Raw genomic sequence first — 17,348 nt, 5'->3', positions numbered from 1 at the left:
AAAATGAAAAACATATTTTCTTTATTCATTACAATGTTTGTTATTTCGCTTTACGCGGAAGCACAAAACGTTAAAGTTCCTATTGATACCACTATAGTAACAAATCATACAACTACGATAAAAGGAAAGGCTGTTGCATACAAAGCAACAGTAGGATTTCAACCAGTTTGGGATAAAACAGGAGCACCTATAGCCTCTTTATGTTATACCTATTACAAAAGATCTGATATCAAAAATGATGAAAACCGACCTTTACTCATTTCATTTAATGGTGGTCCCGGATCGGCTTCAGTTTGGATGCATATTGCCTATACGGGACCCCGTATTCTTAAGATCGATAATGAAGGGTTTCCTGTACAACCTTATGGAATCAAAACCAATCCTAATTCGGTGTTGGATGTAGCAGATATTGTTTTTGTAAATCCTGTAAACACAGGGTATTCTAGAATGATCCCAGGAAAAGATGGAAAAATGCCTGATAAAGAGTTATTCTTTGGGGTAAAAGCAGATGTAAAATACCTGGCTGATTGGATCAATACATTTGTAACTCGAAATAATCGTTGGCGATCTCCAAAATACCTTATCGGAGAAAGCTATGGAACCACACGAGTTTCTGGTCTGGCTCTCGAGCTTCAAAATCGCCAGTGGATGTATCTTAACGGAGTAATATTAGTCTCCCCTACCGAAATAGGTTTTAAATTTGATGGCCCTGTAGAAGTAGCAAACCGATTACCCTATTTTGCAGCAGCAGCATGGTATCATAAGATGTTACCTCCAGAACTTCAGAACAAAGATTTACTCGAAGTACTTCCAGAAGTTGAAAACTATACCATTAATGAACTGCTTCCGGCAATTGTAAAAAGTGGATATCTGGATGCTACCAAAAAAGAAGAAGTTATTAATAAAATGGCTTACTACTCTGGACTTTCTAAGAAAACAATACGACAGCATAATCTCGAAGTACCAAAATCATATTTCTGGAAAGATCTTTTACGAGATAAAGAAGGATATACGATTGGCCGATTGGATTCTCGATATAAAGGGATGGATATAAAGGATGCAGGAGATAATCCTGATTATAATAGCGAACTAACTTCCTGGCTTCATTCATTTACACCAGCTATCAATTATTACTATAGCCAGGAATTAAAATTTAAAACCGACTTAAAATACAATATGTTTGGTCCGGTAAGACCCTGGGATAGAACCAAAGGTAATAATACAGGTGAAAACTTAAGAAGAGCTATGGCCATGAATGCTAACCTTCATACGATGATCCAATCGGGTTATTATGATGGTGCTACTACTTATTTTAATGCTAAATATGTAATGTGGCAGCTTAATGCAAATGGGAAACTGAAAGATCGTCTAAGTTTTAAAGGATATCGCAGTGGTCACATGATGTACCTTCGTAATGAAGATTTGGTTAAAGCGAATGATGATATTAGAGCGTTTATCACCAAATCATCTGTTAATATAAATAAGGGATCAAAATATTAACTTATAAAGATTACTAATTTTCGCCTTAGCTAAGAAAATTCGAAACAAAATAGAGGGTATATGGTTTTTCATACACCCTCTTTTTGTTTTATACTATTTATAATAGAATACACCCTCCTCGTCTGTCACAACGACCAGGGATACATAAACTTTGATTATTATCCATAGTACAACCATCTCCACTTGAGCAACATTTAATAGTTGGTGGTAACGATGGCCCCGAACCTTTAATATGTAACTGTTGATTTTTACTTAGTTTTCGAACTCCTGCTAAATTTAAAATGTTTTTCATTGTATAAAATATTTAATAATTAATAAATCGAATATTGGTTTTTGTAACTCGAACTATAGCCAGCTTATCTAATAGTTTTGTCTCAAAGTATCTTCGATTAAGTCTATAGACAAATCTATTTATGGTATAGTTGAAAATGTTTTTCTTTTATTTCGGGTAATATTCTAACAAATTTTATATCGTGGATAGTATCCTAAAGACCATTATTATCATTGGATTTACAGCTACTTATAATATCAATTATTTAGATCAAACATATCTAGTATAGATTTCAACTACTACCCTGTTTTCAGTGAAACAAAAAAAATCAACCTGATCTTTAACTAAAAATGTTTACTTATACTTATGGAGTGTATTAAAGAATGTTTGAATTTTCATTTTAAAATATCTAACTCCACAAAACAATTCTAAAAATCAAAATGCGTATTGAAAGTTTTACTATTAAACAGTATCTTTAAAATAAAGAATCCCTAATCAAAAAAACGATAGTTCTACGACTTATTTTAGTGTTAATTATGTAATGTGGCAGCTTAACGCCAATGGAAAAGTGAAAGATCATCTAAGTTTTAAAAGGATATCGTAGTAATCGTATAATGTACCTTCGTAATGAAGATCTGTTTAAAGCGACTGATGATATTAGAACATGTATTACTGAATCATTTGTTAATATAAATAAAGGACTAAAATAGTAAGCTTATGGCTGCAATTATTAAAATCAAACCGTTAGGCTTCCCGTGGGAAACCAGTGACCCATTTTTATTCTGTGCGTATCACGAGGATCAATATCCAAAAGGAAACAGAGAATTAGGCCCCGATGCGTCGTTAGAAGGGCGTAATATCGGCCAGGATTTTACGCTTAAAGATGGGTGGCGAATGTATCATGGCACCAAAATCCCTGGTTTTCCAGCACATCCGCATCGAGGTTTTGAAACGGTTACAATTGTTCAAAAAGGATTGGTGGATCACTCTGATTCACTTGGCGCTGCAGGACGTTTTGGTAACGGTGATGTACAATGGATGACAGCTGGTAAAGGCGTACAACATTCTGAAATGTTCCCTTTGTTGCATACCGAAAAAGAAAATCCTTTTTTATTATTTCAGATTTGGCTCAACCTTCCGAGAGATAAGAAAATGGTAGAACCACATTTTAAAATGTTATGGAGTGAAGAAGTTCCTAAAATAAAGAAACAGGATGAGTTCGGGCATGATACCGAGATTACCTTAATTGCCGGAAAATTAGATGATACAACAGCTCCCTCTTCTGCTCCTGATTCCTGGGCAGCAGATCCTCTTAATGAAATAGCAATATGGACTATCAAAATGGATACTAATGCAACATTTAACTTTCCTACAGCTTCTAAGGGTGTAAACAGATCGTTATATTTTTTTAAAGGAACCGAAGTTACCAGTGAAGGGTATACTATTCCTGTACACCATGAAATCATTCTAAACGCAGATCAGGAATTTACTTTAAAAAACGGTAATACAGAAGCTCATATATTACTATTACAAGGAAAGCCTATCAATGAACCTGTAGTAAAACATGGCCCATTTGTTATGAATAGCCAGATAGAAATTAGGGAAGCTATACAAGAGTATCAACAAACAGAATTTGGAGGTTGGCCATGGGATAGTCATGATCATGTGCATTCCCCTTCTAAAGGCAGGTTCGCTTTATATCCCGACGGTACAGAAATAAAAAAGTAACATATCTTATCTTAATAGTTGGGTAAATAATGCTTATCTTTAATTCTAACATATGTTAACAATATCATTATCATCACCTTAGAAGATTTGATTTAAATGCGTAATCGAAAAACATTTCTTTTACCCCTTCTGTTTTTTCTGTGTTCAATTTTATTTTTTTCTTGCTCAAAAGAAAAAATAGTAACGAACGCTGAAGCGGATTGGTTAAAACAAAATGATTCTATTACAATTGCTTTATTTCCGTACTACCCTCCGTATCAATTTATAAACAATAATACTGCTATTGAAGGTATTTTTATTGAATATTTTAACCTGATTGAAGATAAAATAGGCCATAAATTTAAAAGAAGATATTATTCTAATTGGTCACAACTGGTAAAGGATGCCAAGAATAAAAAGATTGATATGATTCTGGAAGCTCAACAAACCTGGGATCGTAGTCAATATCTAAATTTTTATACTGAATTCTTTAACACTCCTTTTGTTCTTGTAGCTTCAAAAGATACTCCCGATGGACTTACTTTAAAGGATTTTAGCACTAAAACTATAACGGTTCCTCTTGGGTATTCTTCAGAAGAATATTTAAGAAAAAAGCATCCAGAAATTAAACTCAAAACCTATCTCAACGAAAGTATGGCACTACAAATGGTGCAGACAGGAAAACACGATGCATATTTTGGTCCAAAAACTGTAGCTAATTTTTTAATAAAGTCTAAAAACTTCGACAATCTTAAAATCATAGTCGAGACCAAATATTCCTATATTCCTAGTATTGCTGTAGACAAAGACAATACTGTTTTAAATAAAATTATTCAAAAGACAATTAACAATATTTCTGATCGCGAAAAACAAAATATTGTAGAAAACTGGCTTTACACTAAAACAAAACCATTTTATAAAAATCCTAATTTTTTGATTCCTTTTGTCTTTTTTATATTACTAGGTTTACTCATTGTTTTAGGGATCAATTTTTATTTGGGTTATACTGTAAAACACAGGACAAAAGCGCTTAGAATAGCGAAAGATAATGCAGAAAAGGATAATCAATTAAAAACAGCATTTATTCATAATATATCTCATGAAATTCGGACACCAATGAATGGTATTATTGGTTTTTCGAGACTTCTTAAAGAATCTAGCACGACAGATAACCAAAAAGCAAAATACACCGAAATTATAGTTAAAAGCAGTAAACAATTAATTGATAGTATGGATAACATACTCGAAATTTCTAAACTACAAACTAAACAGGTTATTCTTACTCAGGAAGAGACTGATCTATACGAAGTATTTGATATTGTTTTTTCAACTTTCGAAATAATAGCAAAGAAAAAAGGGATTTCCCTTATACTTAATAATAACCTGTTAGACGATCAACGTTATGTGCATATTGATAAATCTAAGCTTATCAAAATTATAACTAGTCTAGTTAAAAATGCGGTTAAATACACTCAAAGAGGAGCGGTACTTATTTCGGTTATGTTACATGCAGATCTTTTGGTCATTAATGTACGAGACTCTGGAATAGGAATTGATCCTAAGAATCAACAGCTTATATTTAAGAGTTTTGCTCAATCAGAAAATCAAATATCAAGAAAATATGGAGGATTAGGGTTGGGACTTACTATAGCCAAAGAGTATACTAACCTGATGAAAGGTGAGTTATCTTTTTCTTCTATTCCTGACAAAGGATCTACATTTCGAGTCGAGTTGCCCTATCGCCCTATTACCTTTTCTAATCCTCTTAATACAATATCCCCTATATTATATAAGGACACAAAAACCAGACAACATACCATCCTGATTGCAGAAGATGGTGACGTTAATTTTTTGGTTCTCAAAACAATCTTACTAAAAATAGAAAATTATCACTTTACTATTCATCGTGCCAAAAATGGAAAAGAAGCCGTAACATTTTGTAAAGAAAACAATGCTATTAGCCTGGTGTTTATGGATATGAAAATGCCAGAAATGGATGGTTATGATGCTACAAAACTGATAAAAAAATTACATCCAGAACTTCCTGTAATTGCGCAAACAGCCTATGCTAATAAAGAAGATATACTTAACGTTTTTACTGCTGGATGCGATGATTTTATAGCAAAACCTGTTGATCCAGAAATTTTAAAAAAAGTTATCCATAAATATTTATCTGTATATTCTTTCTAAAAGAAATACAATGCCTTAGAGTATAAAAGTTTATGATTTTCGAATCTATATTAATTCACTTTGTTCTACAAATAAGCCTGGTGTTTCTTGAAAGTGTTACTATTAAATAGTATCTTTATTAATAAGGAGCAAGAAAAGTAAGGGATAACTAGTAAAAAGCTATGGCAAAAAAATTACTATATATTTTCTGTTCCTTTAGTATATGGATAGGATTTTTTTCTTGTTCGAAATCTACAGTCCTAAGTGACAAAGAGAAAGATTGGCTACAAAACAATGATAGTATTTCTGTTGGGCTTTTTCCATATTATGCCCCATATCAATTCATTAATGAAAATGAAGAAATAGATGGTATCTTAATCGATTATCTCTCACTTATCGAAAAGAAAATAGATCGCAAATTTCAGCGAAAACTATATACAAATTGGGAACAACTTCTAAATGATGCAAAAAATAATAAAATTGAAATCATTTTAGAAATTCAACAAACCAATAAAAGAGATGCTTACTTTAATTTCTACTCACAACTCTTTGAGTCTAGTCATACTATTGTAGCTCAAAAAGGTGTCGATTATGGTGCACGTCTAACAGATTATAACGACAAAATAATTACGGTTCCTAAAGATTATGCGATATATGAGATTCTAAAAGAGTATGAAAAAGATCTCAACATTTCTACAGAAATAGATGATTTAAGTTGTTTAAAAAAAGTTAGTTCTGGAAAATACCATGCTTATATAGGACCGAAAGCAGTAGCCAATTATCTTATAAAAACTGAAAACCTAGATAATCTTAAAATTGTTTCAGAAACTCAATATACATACGCTCCAAGTCTTGCGGTTCAAAAAAGTAATACCATGCTTAGTGAGATTATTGCTAAGACGACTAATAGTATTACTGATCGCGAAAAGGAAATCATTTTTGACAATTGGCTATATAATGCCGTCGTTCCTTTTTATAAAAAAGCAAGCTTCTGGATTACACTTACCGGGATTATTCTATTGTCGTTAATTGTTATTCTTCTTCTTAACAGATATCTTAAATATTTAATCAAACAAAAAACAAAAGAATTAAAAATTGCTAAAGAACGAGCCGAAGAGAGTAATAAATTAAAAACTGCATTTATTCATAATATTTCTCATGAAGTACGTACACCTATGAATGGTATTATTGGTTTTTCTGAATTACTTAATGATCCACAAATTACATCGGATCAACAAAAAGAATATTCAAAAATTATTATAAATAGTAGTAATCAATTAATCAACATTATCGATGACATTATTGAAATTTCAAAATTAGAAACTAATCAGGTCGAAGTTCGTTTTGAAGAAATAAATATTAATGAGACGTTGCAAAAACTATTTTCCGATTTTCAGAGTAAAGCGATTAGCAAAAACATTGCAATATACCTCAATAATAAATTAACAGATGATCAGGGAATCATACTTATGGATAAACTAAAAATCCACAAGATTTTACAAAACCTTATTGATAATGCAATTAAATTTACAACCAAAGGTATGATAGAAATTTCTTGCGAAATTGAAAATAGTTCTTTGGTGATTACCATAATAGATACGGGAATCGGTATTAAACCCGAAGACCAGGAACTAATATTTAGAAACTTCTCACAATCTGAAAAAGAAGCTACAAAAAGCTATGATGGTCTTGGATTGGGTTTATCAATTGCCCAGAAAAATGCCAATTTAATCGGTGGTAATGTTACTTTTGTTTCAATGGTTAATAAAGGTTCCATATTTACATTAACCGTACCATACCATCCCATTGTTAATTCTGTGATATCTGATACTCCTTTGGAGAAAGAAAAGGCTCCGGATATTCCTATAAAACAAGTTATTTTAATTGTAGAGGACGGAGATGTAAATTTTTTATTCCTTAAAACGATATTACTTAAAATGAAAGGATATAAATTTGTAATTCATCGTGCAGAAAATGGTAAGAAAGCAGTAGAGATTTGCAAAAAAAATGAACATATAGATTTAATTCTCATGGATATAAGAATGCCTGTAATGGATGGGTATACAGCTACAAGAAAGATAAAGAAAATGAGACCCGGATTACCTATTGTAGCACAAACGGCTTATTCTACAGAAGAAGATATCCAAAAAGCATTAGATGCAGGATGCGATGATTTTGTTTCTAAACCCGTAGATAGAAAAATACTGAAACCTATCATTAATAAATACTTTTCAGTTTTTTCAAAATCAAAATTTACCTAAAGTCTAAATGTCAATCAAAAATGAATATCTAGGGTTTTTAAATAGTAAACCCTTATGGACCGACAAAACTCTTTTGGGATTATCTCCTTTTAATATCGAAGAAATACTAGAAAACGATGCTTTACCCGATGAAACAGAAATTAATATTCGGGATAATGAAGTATTAGGTAAGCGTATAGAGTTTTTTTTTGAATATGGTATTACCAATACTGACCAGTACGAGATTATAGCAAAGAATATTCAGGTATACCAGAATAAAATAACAATCGGAGAATTAGATTTTCTAGTAAAAGATCATAGAAATAATAACACTTTACATATTGAAGTTGTATACAAATTTTATCTGTATGACCCATTAATTGAAGGGGAACTTCAGCAATGGATTGGCCCAAATCGCAAAGATACTTTACTTCAAAAAATAGAAAAACTAAAGACAAAACAATTGCCTTTACTCTATAGAGAAGAAACCTTATCTATTCTTGAAGACTTACATATAAATTCAAAAAGTATTCATCAACAAGTATATTATATGGCAAATCTTTTTGTTCCTGTATCTATGAAAAAAGAGCTGTACCCTATTGTAAACAATCAATGTATAATAGGTTTTTGGATATCATTAAAGGATTTTACTTCAGAACAATATGATAGCTTTCATTTTAATATTCCGAAGAAAAAAGATTGGGTTATCGATCCAAAATATAGTGACGCCTGGTTTTCTTTTGAAGATATAAAAGAGCAGGTACAGATATCATTATCACAAAAAAAATCTCCATTACTCTGGATGAGAAGTAATGAAGATTCTTATGACCGTTTTTTTGTCGTTTGGTGGTAATTAATTGTAGTAGGATTCTATATTCAAATATTCCTCACTTTTGTCTAATTATCCTAAAAATGTAGATGTTATTTATAATATTGGTTATTTTGTTTCTATAACAATAGAGCCAGCGGCAAAATCATGAATTGCTTTTCTTTTTTTATTCCCAGTAACTGTTATCAATGAGATCCACCCTAATAAGAATTTTATTAAGAATCGTATAAGTGCTTTATGAAGGGAAATATTTTTATTATGATCTTCTTCTCTTTTCACTACAATATTGCTAAAAGAATGCCCTACAGTACCTCCATACCTAGCCGTCAATATTGGATCGTATAGAACAAAAATAAAAATGAAAGCTATAATTCTAAAAAAAACAGGAACCTCATCAAACAAAGCAAAGATTTCTGTTATAACAAACATTAGTGCAACTAAGACTATTCCATCTATTACAACAGCTTTTATTCTGTCTGGTAAAATTGCATATTTTTTTTCCATAATCTAAATGATATTTGTTAATACTATTAAGTACATGTCATGACCTACCAATATGTTACTCAACTATCACTAATGTGTATTTGTTTCTATACTTTCATTTTAATTTTTTTGTACAAATCTCTATATTTACAAACTATAGCCCACTTATATAACTCCCATAAAGATCATTAAAATGAAATCCTTCTGATAATCTATGTTTACTTAGTTTCTTAAATTCTACCAATCCCCATAATAAGAATTCCATCATAAAATAAGTTTCTTCTGTATTCATTTCGGGATGATATTCATTAATCAGGTTTTTAAGTGGTGTAATGGCATCTAGTTTTTCTTTATATTCTTTATCTGATATATCATCTAGTAATTCAAACCCACTCTCTTCAAAAAACCAATTTATCAGGTTTTGATATGGGCTTTCATAATCTTCTTTCTCTAGTTTTTCGATTTTCGGAAAGTATTCGGAAAATAAAGTCTTGATAGCATCAGCAATTAAGGAATTTGCTACAGAAGCAGCTCCCTCCTGCTCTCCTTCATATACCAGTTCTACTTTGCCGGTAATAGCAGGAATAATCCCTGTAAAATCACTTAATCGCAATACTGTTTGATCATCACCAGATCGCAATGCCCGGTATTCTGCCATACTTAACAAATTTTCATAAGCAGTAATACTCATCCTGGCACTTATACCACTTTTATGATCAATAAACTCACTTTCCCTAGCCTGAAAACTAATTTGTTCTAATAAGTCTTTTGCTATCTCTGGTACATAAACCAAATCGGCTTGCCTTGAATCTAATTTAGCCTCTTGCTGGGTAATCGTTTTTGCTATTGCTACAGTTTTGGGATAGTGAGTAAGAATCTGTGATCCTATTCTATCTTTTAAAGGGGTTACAATGCTTCCTCGATTCGTATAATCCTCTGGGTTTGCTGTAAATACAAACTGTATATCTAATGGTAATCGAAGTTTAAATCCTCTAATCTGGATATCTCCTTCTTGTAAAATATTAAATAATGCCACTTGTATACGGGCCTGTAAATCTGGCAATTCATTAATTACAAAAATACTTCGGTTTGCCCTTGGGATCATCCCAAAATGAATCACACGGTCATCTGCGTAGCTTAATTTTAGATTAGCAGCTTTAATTGGATCTACATCTCCTATAATATCTGCCACAGTAACATCTGGAGTTGCTAATTTTTCTGCAAAACGTTCTGATCGATATAACCAGCTAATAGGTGTGTTGTCTCCTTTTTCTTCTATCAAGTTAGTAGCATATCTAGAAATAGGATGAAACGGATCATCATTAATTTCTGACCCCTCTACCACAGGAACCCATTCATCCAGTAGGTTTATCATTTGCCTTGCCAAACGGGTTTTTGCCTGCCCCCTTAACCCTAATAAATTAATATTATGCCTAGAAAGAATTGCTCTTTCTAATTCGGGAATCACCGTATTTTCATACCCATGAATACCAGTAAAAGTATCTTCGTTATTACTAATCTTAGTTCTTAGATTATTTCTTAATTCATCTTTTATCGATATACTTTTATATCCCGATTTTTTTAATTGGCCTAATGTCTTTATATCTAAAATTTTCATCTTTTCTTTTTCGTTCTTACAATTACTTTTAAATTCAAAACGAGTTTATCCTCGTATCCTTTTTTTTCTATTCGTTTCATAATCTTCAAAAATCATTTCACCTAAACCATTAAGACCGGTATAAAATGCTTTTCCTTGATTTGCATAGGTAAACTCTCTTACAAATTGCATTAAATAAGGGTCTTGTGCAATCATAAAAGTCGTTATGGGGATATGTAATTTCCTGGCTTGTTGAGCCATCATATAACATTTACTTACGATATACCTGTCTAATCCATTACTATTTTTATAGTATTGTCCATCTGGCATTCTTAAACAACTGGGTTTACCATCGGTAATCATAAAAATCTGCTTGTTTGTATTACGTTTTCTTCGCAACATATCCATAGCCAACTGTAAACCTGCTACGGTATTCGTATGATATGGTCCTACCTGTAAGTAAGGTAAATCTTTGATCGCAATTGGCCATGCATCATTACCAAAAACCAATATATCCAATGTGTCTTTAGGGTATTTGGTAATAATAAGCTCTGCAAGTGCCATTGCAACTTTCTTGGCGGGAGTTATACGATCCTCACCATATAGAATCATACTGTGACTAATATCAATCATTAGTACTGTACTCATTTGTGCTTTATACTGGGTTTCTTCGACTACAAGGTCATCTTCGGTAAGATTTAAATCACCAATACCATGATTGATTTGTGCATTTTTAAGGCTCTCTGTTATTGATATTTGCTCTAACGAATCTCCGTATTGATAATTGCGAAACTCTCCAGAGTGTTCATCTCCTTTACCAATATAACTTGTTCTGTGATTACCTGCTCCGCTTCGTTTTAACTTTCCAAAAATTTGATCCAATGCCCTTTTGCGAATTGCCTGTTCGGTTTTGGCTGTAATAGACATCCCTCCTTTACCATCTGGTTTTATCTCTTCTCGAATGTATCCCTTCTTTTTTAAATCCTCTACAAAATCATCCAGCGTGTAATTCTCATCGGTAAGCTGATATTCTTTATCTAATTCCCTCATCCAGTCCAAAGCCTCATCAAGATCTCCTGAAGTATGAGTGATAACTTCTTGAAAAATATCAAAAAGCTTATCAAACAGAGATTGTTCTGGTGCCTCAAAGATTTTGAATGCAAAGCCTTTTCTAAATACTTTTTTTTCTTTTTTCATTAGATAAAGTTAGTATAATTTATAAAAGATAAGAACTTATTATCTATCGAAGAAATGAGAATTAACATTTGTTTTTGACAATATTTATTAGAAAACAACTTCGTGTATTATAACAAAGTACAAACAATTGTTATCTTTGAAAAGAAGGTAGCTATACTATACCATTAATTTGATCACACAATTATATCATTCTCAATCATGAAAAAATCTATTATACTCTCGTTACTTTTTCTTTTTACCATCTCTATTTCGGCACAGGATGATGTCGAAAAAGTAAAATCTACTGTTTCTAAAAGCGAAATCGAAGGGCATATTTACTTTCTGGCTTCAGATGAACTAAAAGGTAGGCAAACCGGAAGTCCTGAAAACAAAATTGCAGCGCAATATCTTGCTAATATGCTACGAGGATATGGAGTAAAACCAATTCCCAAAACAACTAGTTATCTTCAAAATGTAGAGCTGGAGAAAACGTCTGGAGCTACAAAGACCGAATTTAAAACAGGAGCTTTAGTGCTTAATAAAATAGCTACAGTAGCATCGGGAAATATCAATTATAAAGGAAAAGCTGTTTTCCTAAATCACGGTCTGGAAGAAGATTATAATACTATTGATGTAAAAGGGAAATATGTAATTACTATTATAGGAACTAAAGACAATAAAAATATCAGACCAGCTTTTTCTACAGCAAAAGAAAAGAATACCCTCGCTAAACAAAAAGGTGCCATAGGTATTATTGAGGTTTCTAATCTTGATGACCCAACGTGGATGAGATTAGAGCACTATTTAAATGGTGAAAAAATGATTGTTGCAGATCAAAAAGAAGATACAGACAGCTTTTCTCATACATGGATAAATGACAAAAATGAAAACATTAGTAAACTATTTGCGACAAATAAAGAGATTGATATCGAATTTACTATTGAAGGAATTAAAAAAAGTGCGGTTACCTCGCAAAACGTCGTTGGTTATGTAGAAGGTACTGATCCCAAACTTAAAAATGAATACATCATTTATTCTGCTCATTACGATCATGTGGGTATCGGTAAAGCCGTTGAAAATGATTCGATATATAACGGAGCAAGAGATAATGCTGTAGGTACGGTTACTGTACTTTCTGCGGCAGAAAATATTGCAAAATATCCAACCAAAAGATCGGCGCTTTTTATCCTATTTACAGGAGAAGAGAAAGGGCTATTAGGAAGTAAGTGGTATGTAGACCACCCTGTAATTCCTTTACACCAAATGGTATATTGTTTTAATAGTGATAATGGAGGTTATAATGATACAACACTGGCAACGATTATTGGTTTAAGCAGAACAACTGCACAAAAGGATATTGAAGACGCTGCTACCAAATTTGGACTAAAAGCCATTGATGATCCTGCTCCCGAACAAGGATTATTTGATCGGTCTGATAATGTACACTTTGCTGCAAAAGGGATTCCTGCACCTACTTTTAGTATGGGATTCACAGCTTTTGACGAAGAAATCACAAAGTACTACCACCAGGTTACCGATAATCCTGATACCTTGGATTATGACTATTTATTTAAGTTTTTTCAATCTTATGTTTTAGCGTGCAGAAATATTGCTAACAATGAAACAACTCCTTTTTGGATAGAAGGGGATAAATATTATGAGGCTGGTAAAAAACTATATAAGAAATGAGAATAAAGTAATCACCGTATTAAAATTACGGAAATTGATTTTTTATAACAATAAAAGATAGAAAAGCAAAATTTTAAGAGAAATTATCATTTTTTTAACATAACAATATCATAAAAAAGGTATTTAAGCGTTAATTTTACAATACCCCTTTTTAAGATAATTGTTAAGCACTATACAAATACCTATGACAATACACGTAAACCCAACGTAATTGCATATTATTCAGTGATATAGTATGTAATTCACAAAATCGTTAGATTATGAAAAATTACATACTCTCTTTTTTAGTATTTTTCTCTTTTTTAGTATTTCCTAATAGTAGTATTGAAGCATCTTCATACCAAATTACTATTGATCAAAGTCAAAACCCTCGTGATCGTAAACTTTCTACAGAAGAAGTTAAAGAAAGAGGACTTGATCTTTTGGCGAATCAAATTGTCGAAAACATTGATGAAATTGATTTACGGAAAACAGCTAGATCTGCGATTTTTGAAACATCTTATGGTTTTAGATGGAAGATGGTTAATTTACATACCGGTAAAATAATTATTGTAAAAGTTGATAAAAACTTTCATCTTATTTCTGCACGAAATAGTGACAAATCTAAGGTTATGATACCTTAACAAAACCCAATTATACAATATATCTTTTTTCTTTCTGCCGTATCTTTTTTATAGAATTTATGGAGACCACCCTAACTATTACCCTATACTCCCGAAGTAATATTTCTATGCTTTGGGGTAAAGATTTAATTCTTTTATCTATACTTTTATCAATCATTTACTAAATCTATGATTTCTTAACAACAGTATCGCATGAATGTAAGTATTAAAAAAATAGGAGCCATATCTGGCCCTGCAATTTTTTTTCTTGTACTATTTTTTTTTCACCCCGAGGGTTTAAGTAAAGAAGCCAATGCGATACTAGCTAGTACTTTATGGATTGCTATATGGTGGATTACCGAGGCTATTCCTATTGCAGCCACTTCACTGTTGCCCATTGTTTTATTTCCGTTATCTGGTGGTTTAGATATTAAAACGACAACTGCAGCATTCGGCAATCATAATATTTTCTTATATGCAGGCGGGTTTATTTTGGCTATTGGGATAGAGAGGTGGAATCTACATAAACGTATCGCATTAAGCATTATAAATATTATCGGTACCAATGTTAAAACCATGATTCTTGGTTTTATGATTGCTACAGCATTTTTATCGATGTGGATTTCTAACACTGCGACATCTGTAATGATGTTACCTATTGGTATAGCAATAATTACTCAACTTACCGATAATCCAAACACTATCGAAGATGAAAATAAAATCTTCGGAAAAGCGCTAATGCTTGCTATAGCATATAGTGCATCTATTGGAGGAGTTGCTTCACTTATAGGAACTCCTACTAATCTTATTCTAGCTGGGATTGTTAAAGAAATTTATGGTTTTGAGATCACATTTACCAATTGGATTGTTATAGGTTTGCCTATCTCACTAGTAATGTTATTCATCTGTTGGCGTTATTTGGTTCAAATCGCATTTTCTTTTAAACAAAAAGAATTTCCTGGAGGGAAAAATGAGGTAAAAAGACAACTGAAAGAATTAGGCAAGATATCTTTTGAAGAAAAACTGGTACTTGCTGTATTTATATGCACCGCTTTTGCCTGGATCACAAGATCCTTTTTGTTACAGCCTATTTTTTCGGCTATAGACGATACCATAATTGCCGTTACTGCAGCGTTACTTCTTTTTCTTCTACCCAGTCGAGAAAAAGGAAAACCATTAATGAACTGGCAATCGGCAGTAAAGTTACCATGGGGCGTACTTTTACTATTTGGTGGTGGTCTTGCTTTGGCATCTGGTTTTAAAGAATCGGGATTAGCGCTTTGGATCGGTACGCAAATGACATTATTGCAAGGAGTTTATTTGATTACTCTTTTGGCCTTTATTGTTACTGCTGTAAATTTCTTAACCGAAATCACTTCAAATGTTGCTACTACTTCAATGTTATTACCCGTTTTGGCATCAATGGCGCTATCACTTGATGTACATCCATTTATTCTTATGGTAGGCGCTACAATCGCAGCATCATGTGCATTCATGCTTCCTGTAGCTACTCCGCCTAACGCAGTGGTATTTGGGTCGGGCTATTTAACCATTCCCGATATGATGAAAAAAGGATTTTGGTTAAACATTATATCTATTATCTTAATTATAGTAATCACTTACTATCTACTTCCCTATTTCTGGGATTTTGAACCTTCTTCTTTTCCAAAGGAATTTAAAAAAATATAGCAATCATTTTATGATACAAGCATCTTTTTTATAGTTTCATAATCCTCCACATATTCCCAGTATATAACTCTATCATATGCATATTTTATTAAAATATACTTTTCGCTGATCGATAAAATTCTCTTAACTGCTACTAATTTTTTTGAAGCCTCTTCTACTTCTACTACTTCTGTAACTTCTCGATTTCTAGCATCAAAGCCATGAAGGATTGTATGATTCTTAAGTGTGAGTTCTATAAACTTCATCTTTCTCTAATTTTTCTTTTGTAAATGTAATCATGTTTTACTTTACGCTTCTAAAAAAACAGTTGTTTTTCACTATACATGATCTAAAATTAATTATAATAATTTATATATATTTCTTATTAAATAAACATTAAAAAAACATCAACAAACCAACACAATAATCTATATATCAATCAATTAAACATCAATACTAATTCTAATTATCACAAAAATCATCCCTTCAAATTCAAATTCAAATCAGGTCAAAATCGTTCATCACTAATTTGAACTCGTTCATCACAAAAGTGGAAAGCTCCTTTATTTTTAATATCTCTAAAAATAAGTTTGCAGTCATATACTAACAATAAATATTTATATTATGACAACAAGAATCAAATCATCAATCATTACAATAAGCTTATGTACATTATTTACAATAATGAGCTGTGAAAAAGAAGAGACTGATACTTTTTTTACTAAAGAAAACAAAGAAAATCTATCAGTCGAATCTCAGTTTATCAATCAGAAAGAAATTCCTATTTCCTCTTTTACAGAAATACAACCGTCTTCTAGTAAAGGAAATTGTACTATGGGAAGCGATATTTCTTGCGGATCAGATGCCATAAGAAAAATAAAACAATACATTACAAGTGGTTGTATCAATTACAGCCAAGGGCAGAGTATTCAACATCAAACAGAATTCACTTATAGTTACACATATTATGTTGATAGTGATGGTGATATAAATCTTGATAAATACAAATATAAGTTTCAAAATCATATTGGAGGAATTCAAGGTAGATTGATGCGTTTATATGGGTTTAGAGAGCAAATTGTAAATATTGGTGTTAAGAACATCACAAACCCATGCCCCCGTCTTTACGGTTATAAAACAGGAAAAATAACTTATACTATTGTATCTGGATCGTCACGCTAATTAGCTAGTTATTCTTTAGGAACTCACCTTAAGTAATTTCATATACAAAAATGCACAGTTCTTATATAGATTAGAATTGTGCATTTTTTTATTTAACTTCCTTTTTTATTCTACCATCGTTTTAAATAATTATATCTTTTATCTAGTACTACACAAAATATCTTAAAATAGTTAGGATTACATTTACTATTAATAGGTTTTTAATCTTTCAAAATTACCCATTTTACCTTAACAC

The 17,348-nt window shown here is 31.8% G+C and carries 14 protein-coding genes; 9 read left to right on the top strand and 5 right to left on the bottom strand.

Annotation, left to right across the window (positions count from 1 at the left end; all coding sequences use genetic code 11):
* The first annotated feature begins 3 nt into the window (after nucleotides 1-3).
* Nucleotides 4-1,500 carry a S10 family peptidase gene (locus tag DK441_RS19995; RefSeq protein WP_109852248.1) on the top strand — a complete coding sequence of 499 codons (1,497 nt, stop codon included), beginning with the start codon at nucleotides 4-6 and terminating at the stop codon, nucleotides 1,498-1,500.
* 97 nt (nucleotides 1,501-1,597) lie between these two features.
* Here the strand turns inward: DK441_RS19995 and DK441_RS26760 are convergent, their stop codons facing one another.
* Nucleotides 1,598-1,792 carry a hypothetical protein gene (locus tag DK441_RS26760; RefSeq protein WP_132065872.1) on the bottom strand — a complete coding sequence of 65 codons (195 nt, stop codon included), beginning with the start codon at nucleotides 1,790-1,792 and terminating at the stop codon, nucleotides 1,598-1,600.
* A 696-nt stretch (nucleotides 1,793-2,488) separates the two neighbouring features.
* Between DK441_RS26760 and DK441_RS19990 the strand changes: the two genes are divergently transcribed.
* From DK441_RS19990 to DK441_RS19975, 4 genes are all read left to right on the top strand, one after another.
* Nucleotides 2,489-3,499 carry a pirin family protein gene (locus DK441_RS19990; RefSeq protein WP_109852247.1) on the top strand — a complete coding sequence of 337 codons (1,011 nt, stop codon included), beginning with the start codon at nucleotides 2,489-2,491 and terminating at the stop codon, nucleotides 3,497-3,499.
* A gap of 96 nt (nucleotides 3,500-3,595) precedes the next feature.
* Nucleotides 3,596-5,668: a transporter substrate-binding domain-containing protein gene (locus DK441_RS19985; RefSeq protein ID WP_109852246.1), complete on the top strand. Its 2,073-nt coding sequence runs from the start codon at nucleotides 3,596-3,598 to the stop codon at nucleotides 5,666-5,668.
* Between the two features lie 161 nt (nucleotides 5,669-5,829).
* Entirely contained in the window at nucleotides 5,830-7,908 is a 2,079-nt protein-coding gene (locus tag DK441_RS19980; protein ID WP_109852245.1) for a transporter substrate-binding domain-containing protein, read from the top strand.
* A 7-nt stretch (nucleotides 7,909-7,915) separates the two neighbouring features.
* Complete coding sequence (locus DK441_RS19975; protein ID WP_109852244.1) at nucleotides 7,916-8,740, top strand: DUF1853 family protein; 825 nt, start codon at nucleotides 7,916-7,918, stop codon at nucleotides 8,738-8,740.
* A gap of 84 nt (nucleotides 8,741-8,824) precedes the next feature.
* On the opposite strand, the gene DK441_RS19970 is transcribed toward DK441_RS19975, so the two are convergent.
* The 3 genes from DK441_RS19970 to DK441_RS19960 form a co-directional block, all read right to left on the bottom strand.
* On the bottom strand, nucleotides 8,825-9,220 hold the full coding sequence (locus tag DK441_RS19970) for an RDD family protein (RefSeq protein ID WP_109852243.1): 396 nt from the start codon (nucleotides 9,218-9,220) through the stop codon (nucleotides 8,825-8,827).
* A gap of 133 nt (nucleotides 9,221-9,353) precedes the next feature.
* Nucleotides 9,354-10,817, bottom strand: coding sequence for a sigma 54-interacting transcriptional regulator (locus DK441_RS19965; RefSeq protein ID WP_109852242.1), 1,464 nt, complete (start codon nucleotides 10,815-10,817; stop codon nucleotides 9,354-9,356).
* Nucleotides 10,818-10,862: 45 nt separating this feature from the next.
* Nucleotides 10,863-11,993, bottom strand: coding sequence for a VWA domain-containing protein (locus tag DK441_RS19960; protein ID WP_109852241.1), 1,131 nt, complete (start codon nucleotides 11,991-11,993; stop codon nucleotides 10,863-10,865).
* Between the two features lie 198 nt (nucleotides 11,994-12,191).
* On the opposite strand from DK441_RS19960, the gene DK441_RS19955 reads away from it, so the two are divergent.
* The 3 genes from DK441_RS19955 to DK441_RS19945 all read left to right on the top strand — a co-directional run bounded on the left by DK441_RS19955 (nucleotide 12,192) and on the right by DK441_RS19945 (nucleotide 15,952).
* Nucleotides 12,192-13,661 carry a M28 family peptidase gene (locus DK441_RS19955; RefSeq protein ID WP_109852240.1) on the top strand — a complete coding sequence of 490 codons (1,470 nt, stop codon included), beginning with the start codon at nucleotides 12,192-12,194 and terminating at the stop codon, nucleotides 13,659-13,661.
* A gap of 260 nt (nucleotides 13,662-13,921) precedes the next feature.
* Entirely contained in the window at nucleotides 13,922-14,284 is a 363-nt protein-coding gene (locus tag DK441_RS19950; protein WP_109852239.1) for a hypothetical protein, read from the top strand.
* A 192-nt stretch (nucleotides 14,285-14,476) separates the two neighbouring features.
* On the top strand, nucleotides 14,477-15,952 hold the full coding sequence (locus DK441_RS19945; RefSeq protein ID WP_109852238.1) for a DASS family sodium-coupled anion symporter: 1,476 nt from the start codon (nucleotides 14,477-14,479) through the stop codon (nucleotides 15,950-15,952).
* Between the two features lie 8 nt (nucleotides 15,953-15,960).
* Here the strand turns inward: DK441_RS19945 and DK441_RS19940 are convergent, their stop codons facing one another.
* Complete coding sequence (locus DK441_RS19940; RefSeq protein WP_109852237.1) at nucleotides 15,961-16,197, bottom strand: hypothetical protein; 237 nt, start codon at nucleotides 16,195-16,197, stop codon at nucleotides 15,961-15,963.
* A gap of 358 nt (nucleotides 16,198-16,555) precedes the next feature.
* Here DK441_RS19940 and DK441_RS19935 point away from each other — a divergent pair, with 358 nt between their 5' ends.
* Nucleotides 16,556-17,113 (top strand): hypothetical protein, encoded by a 558-nt coding sequence (locus DK441_RS19935; protein WP_160112194.1) that lies wholly within the window; start codon nucleotides 16,556-16,558, stop codon nucleotides 17,111-17,113.
* Nucleotides 17,114-17,348 lie beyond the last annotated feature (235 nt).

It is taken from the genome of Aquimarina sp. AU58 (genome assembly GCF_900312745.1).
Lineage (GTDB): Bacteria > Bacteroidota > Bacteroidia > Flavobacteriales > Flavobacteriaceae > Aquimarina > Aquimarina spinulae.
The sequence above is the reverse complement of the archived record's forward strand: the minus strand, read 5'-3'. Positions and strand labels throughout refer to the sequence as shown.

Bases quoted from the DNA above. Each gene is read 5' to 3' on its own strand.
- DK441_RS19955 (WP_109852240.1), top strand. From the start codon at position 12,192: ATGAAAAAATCTATTATACTCTCGTTACTTTTTCTTTTTACCATCTCT.
- DK441_RS19985 (WP_109852246.1), top strand. From the start codon at position 3,596: ATGCGTAATCGAAAAACATTTCTTTTACCCCTTCTGTTTTTTCTGTGT.
- DK441_RS19960 (WP_109852241.1), bottom strand. From the start codon at position 11,993: ATGAAAAAAGAAAAAAAAGTATTTAGAAAAGGCTTTGCATTCAAAATC.
- DK441_RS19975 (WP_109852244.1), top strand. From the start codon at position 7,916: ATGTCAATCAAAAATGAATATCTAGGGTTTTTAAATAGTAAACCCTTA.
- DK441_RS26760 (WP_132065872.1), bottom strand. From the start codon at position 1,792: ATGAAAAACATTTTAAATTTAGCAGGAGTTCGAAAACTAAGTAAAAAT.
- DK441_RS19935 (WP_160112194.1), top strand. From the start codon at position 16,556: ATGACAACAAGAATCAAATCATCAATCATTACAATAAGCTTATGTACA.
- DK441_RS19950 (WP_109852239.1), top strand. From the start codon at position 13,922: ATGAAAAATTACATACTCTCTTTTTTAGTATTTTTCTCTTTTTTAGTA.
- DK441_RS19945 (WP_109852238.1), top strand. From the start codon at position 14,477: ATGAATGTAAGTATTAAAAAAATAGGAGCCATATCTGGCCCTGCAATT.
- DK441_RS19995 (WP_109852248.1), top strand. From the start codon at position 4: ATGAAAAACATATTTTCTTTATTCATTACAATGTTTGTTATTTCGCTT.
- DK441_RS19965 (WP_109852242.1), bottom strand. From the start codon at position 10,817: ATGAAAATTTTAGATATAAAGACATTAGGCCAATTAAAAAAATCGGGA.
- DK441_RS19990 (WP_109852247.1), top strand. From the start codon at position 2,489: ATGGCTGCAATTATTAAAATCAAACCGTTAGGCTTCCCGTGGGAAACC.
- DK441_RS19970 (WP_109852243.1), bottom strand. From the start codon at position 9,220: ATGGAAAAAAAATATGCAATTTTACCAGACAGAATAAAAGCTGTTGTA.
- DK441_RS19980 (WP_109852245.1), top strand. From the start codon at position 5,830: ATGGCAAAAAAATTACTATATATTTTCTGTTCCTTTAGTATATGGATA.
- DK441_RS19940 (WP_109852237.1), bottom strand. From the start codon at position 16,197: ATGAAGTTTATAGAACTCACACTTAAGAATCATACAATCCTTCATGGC.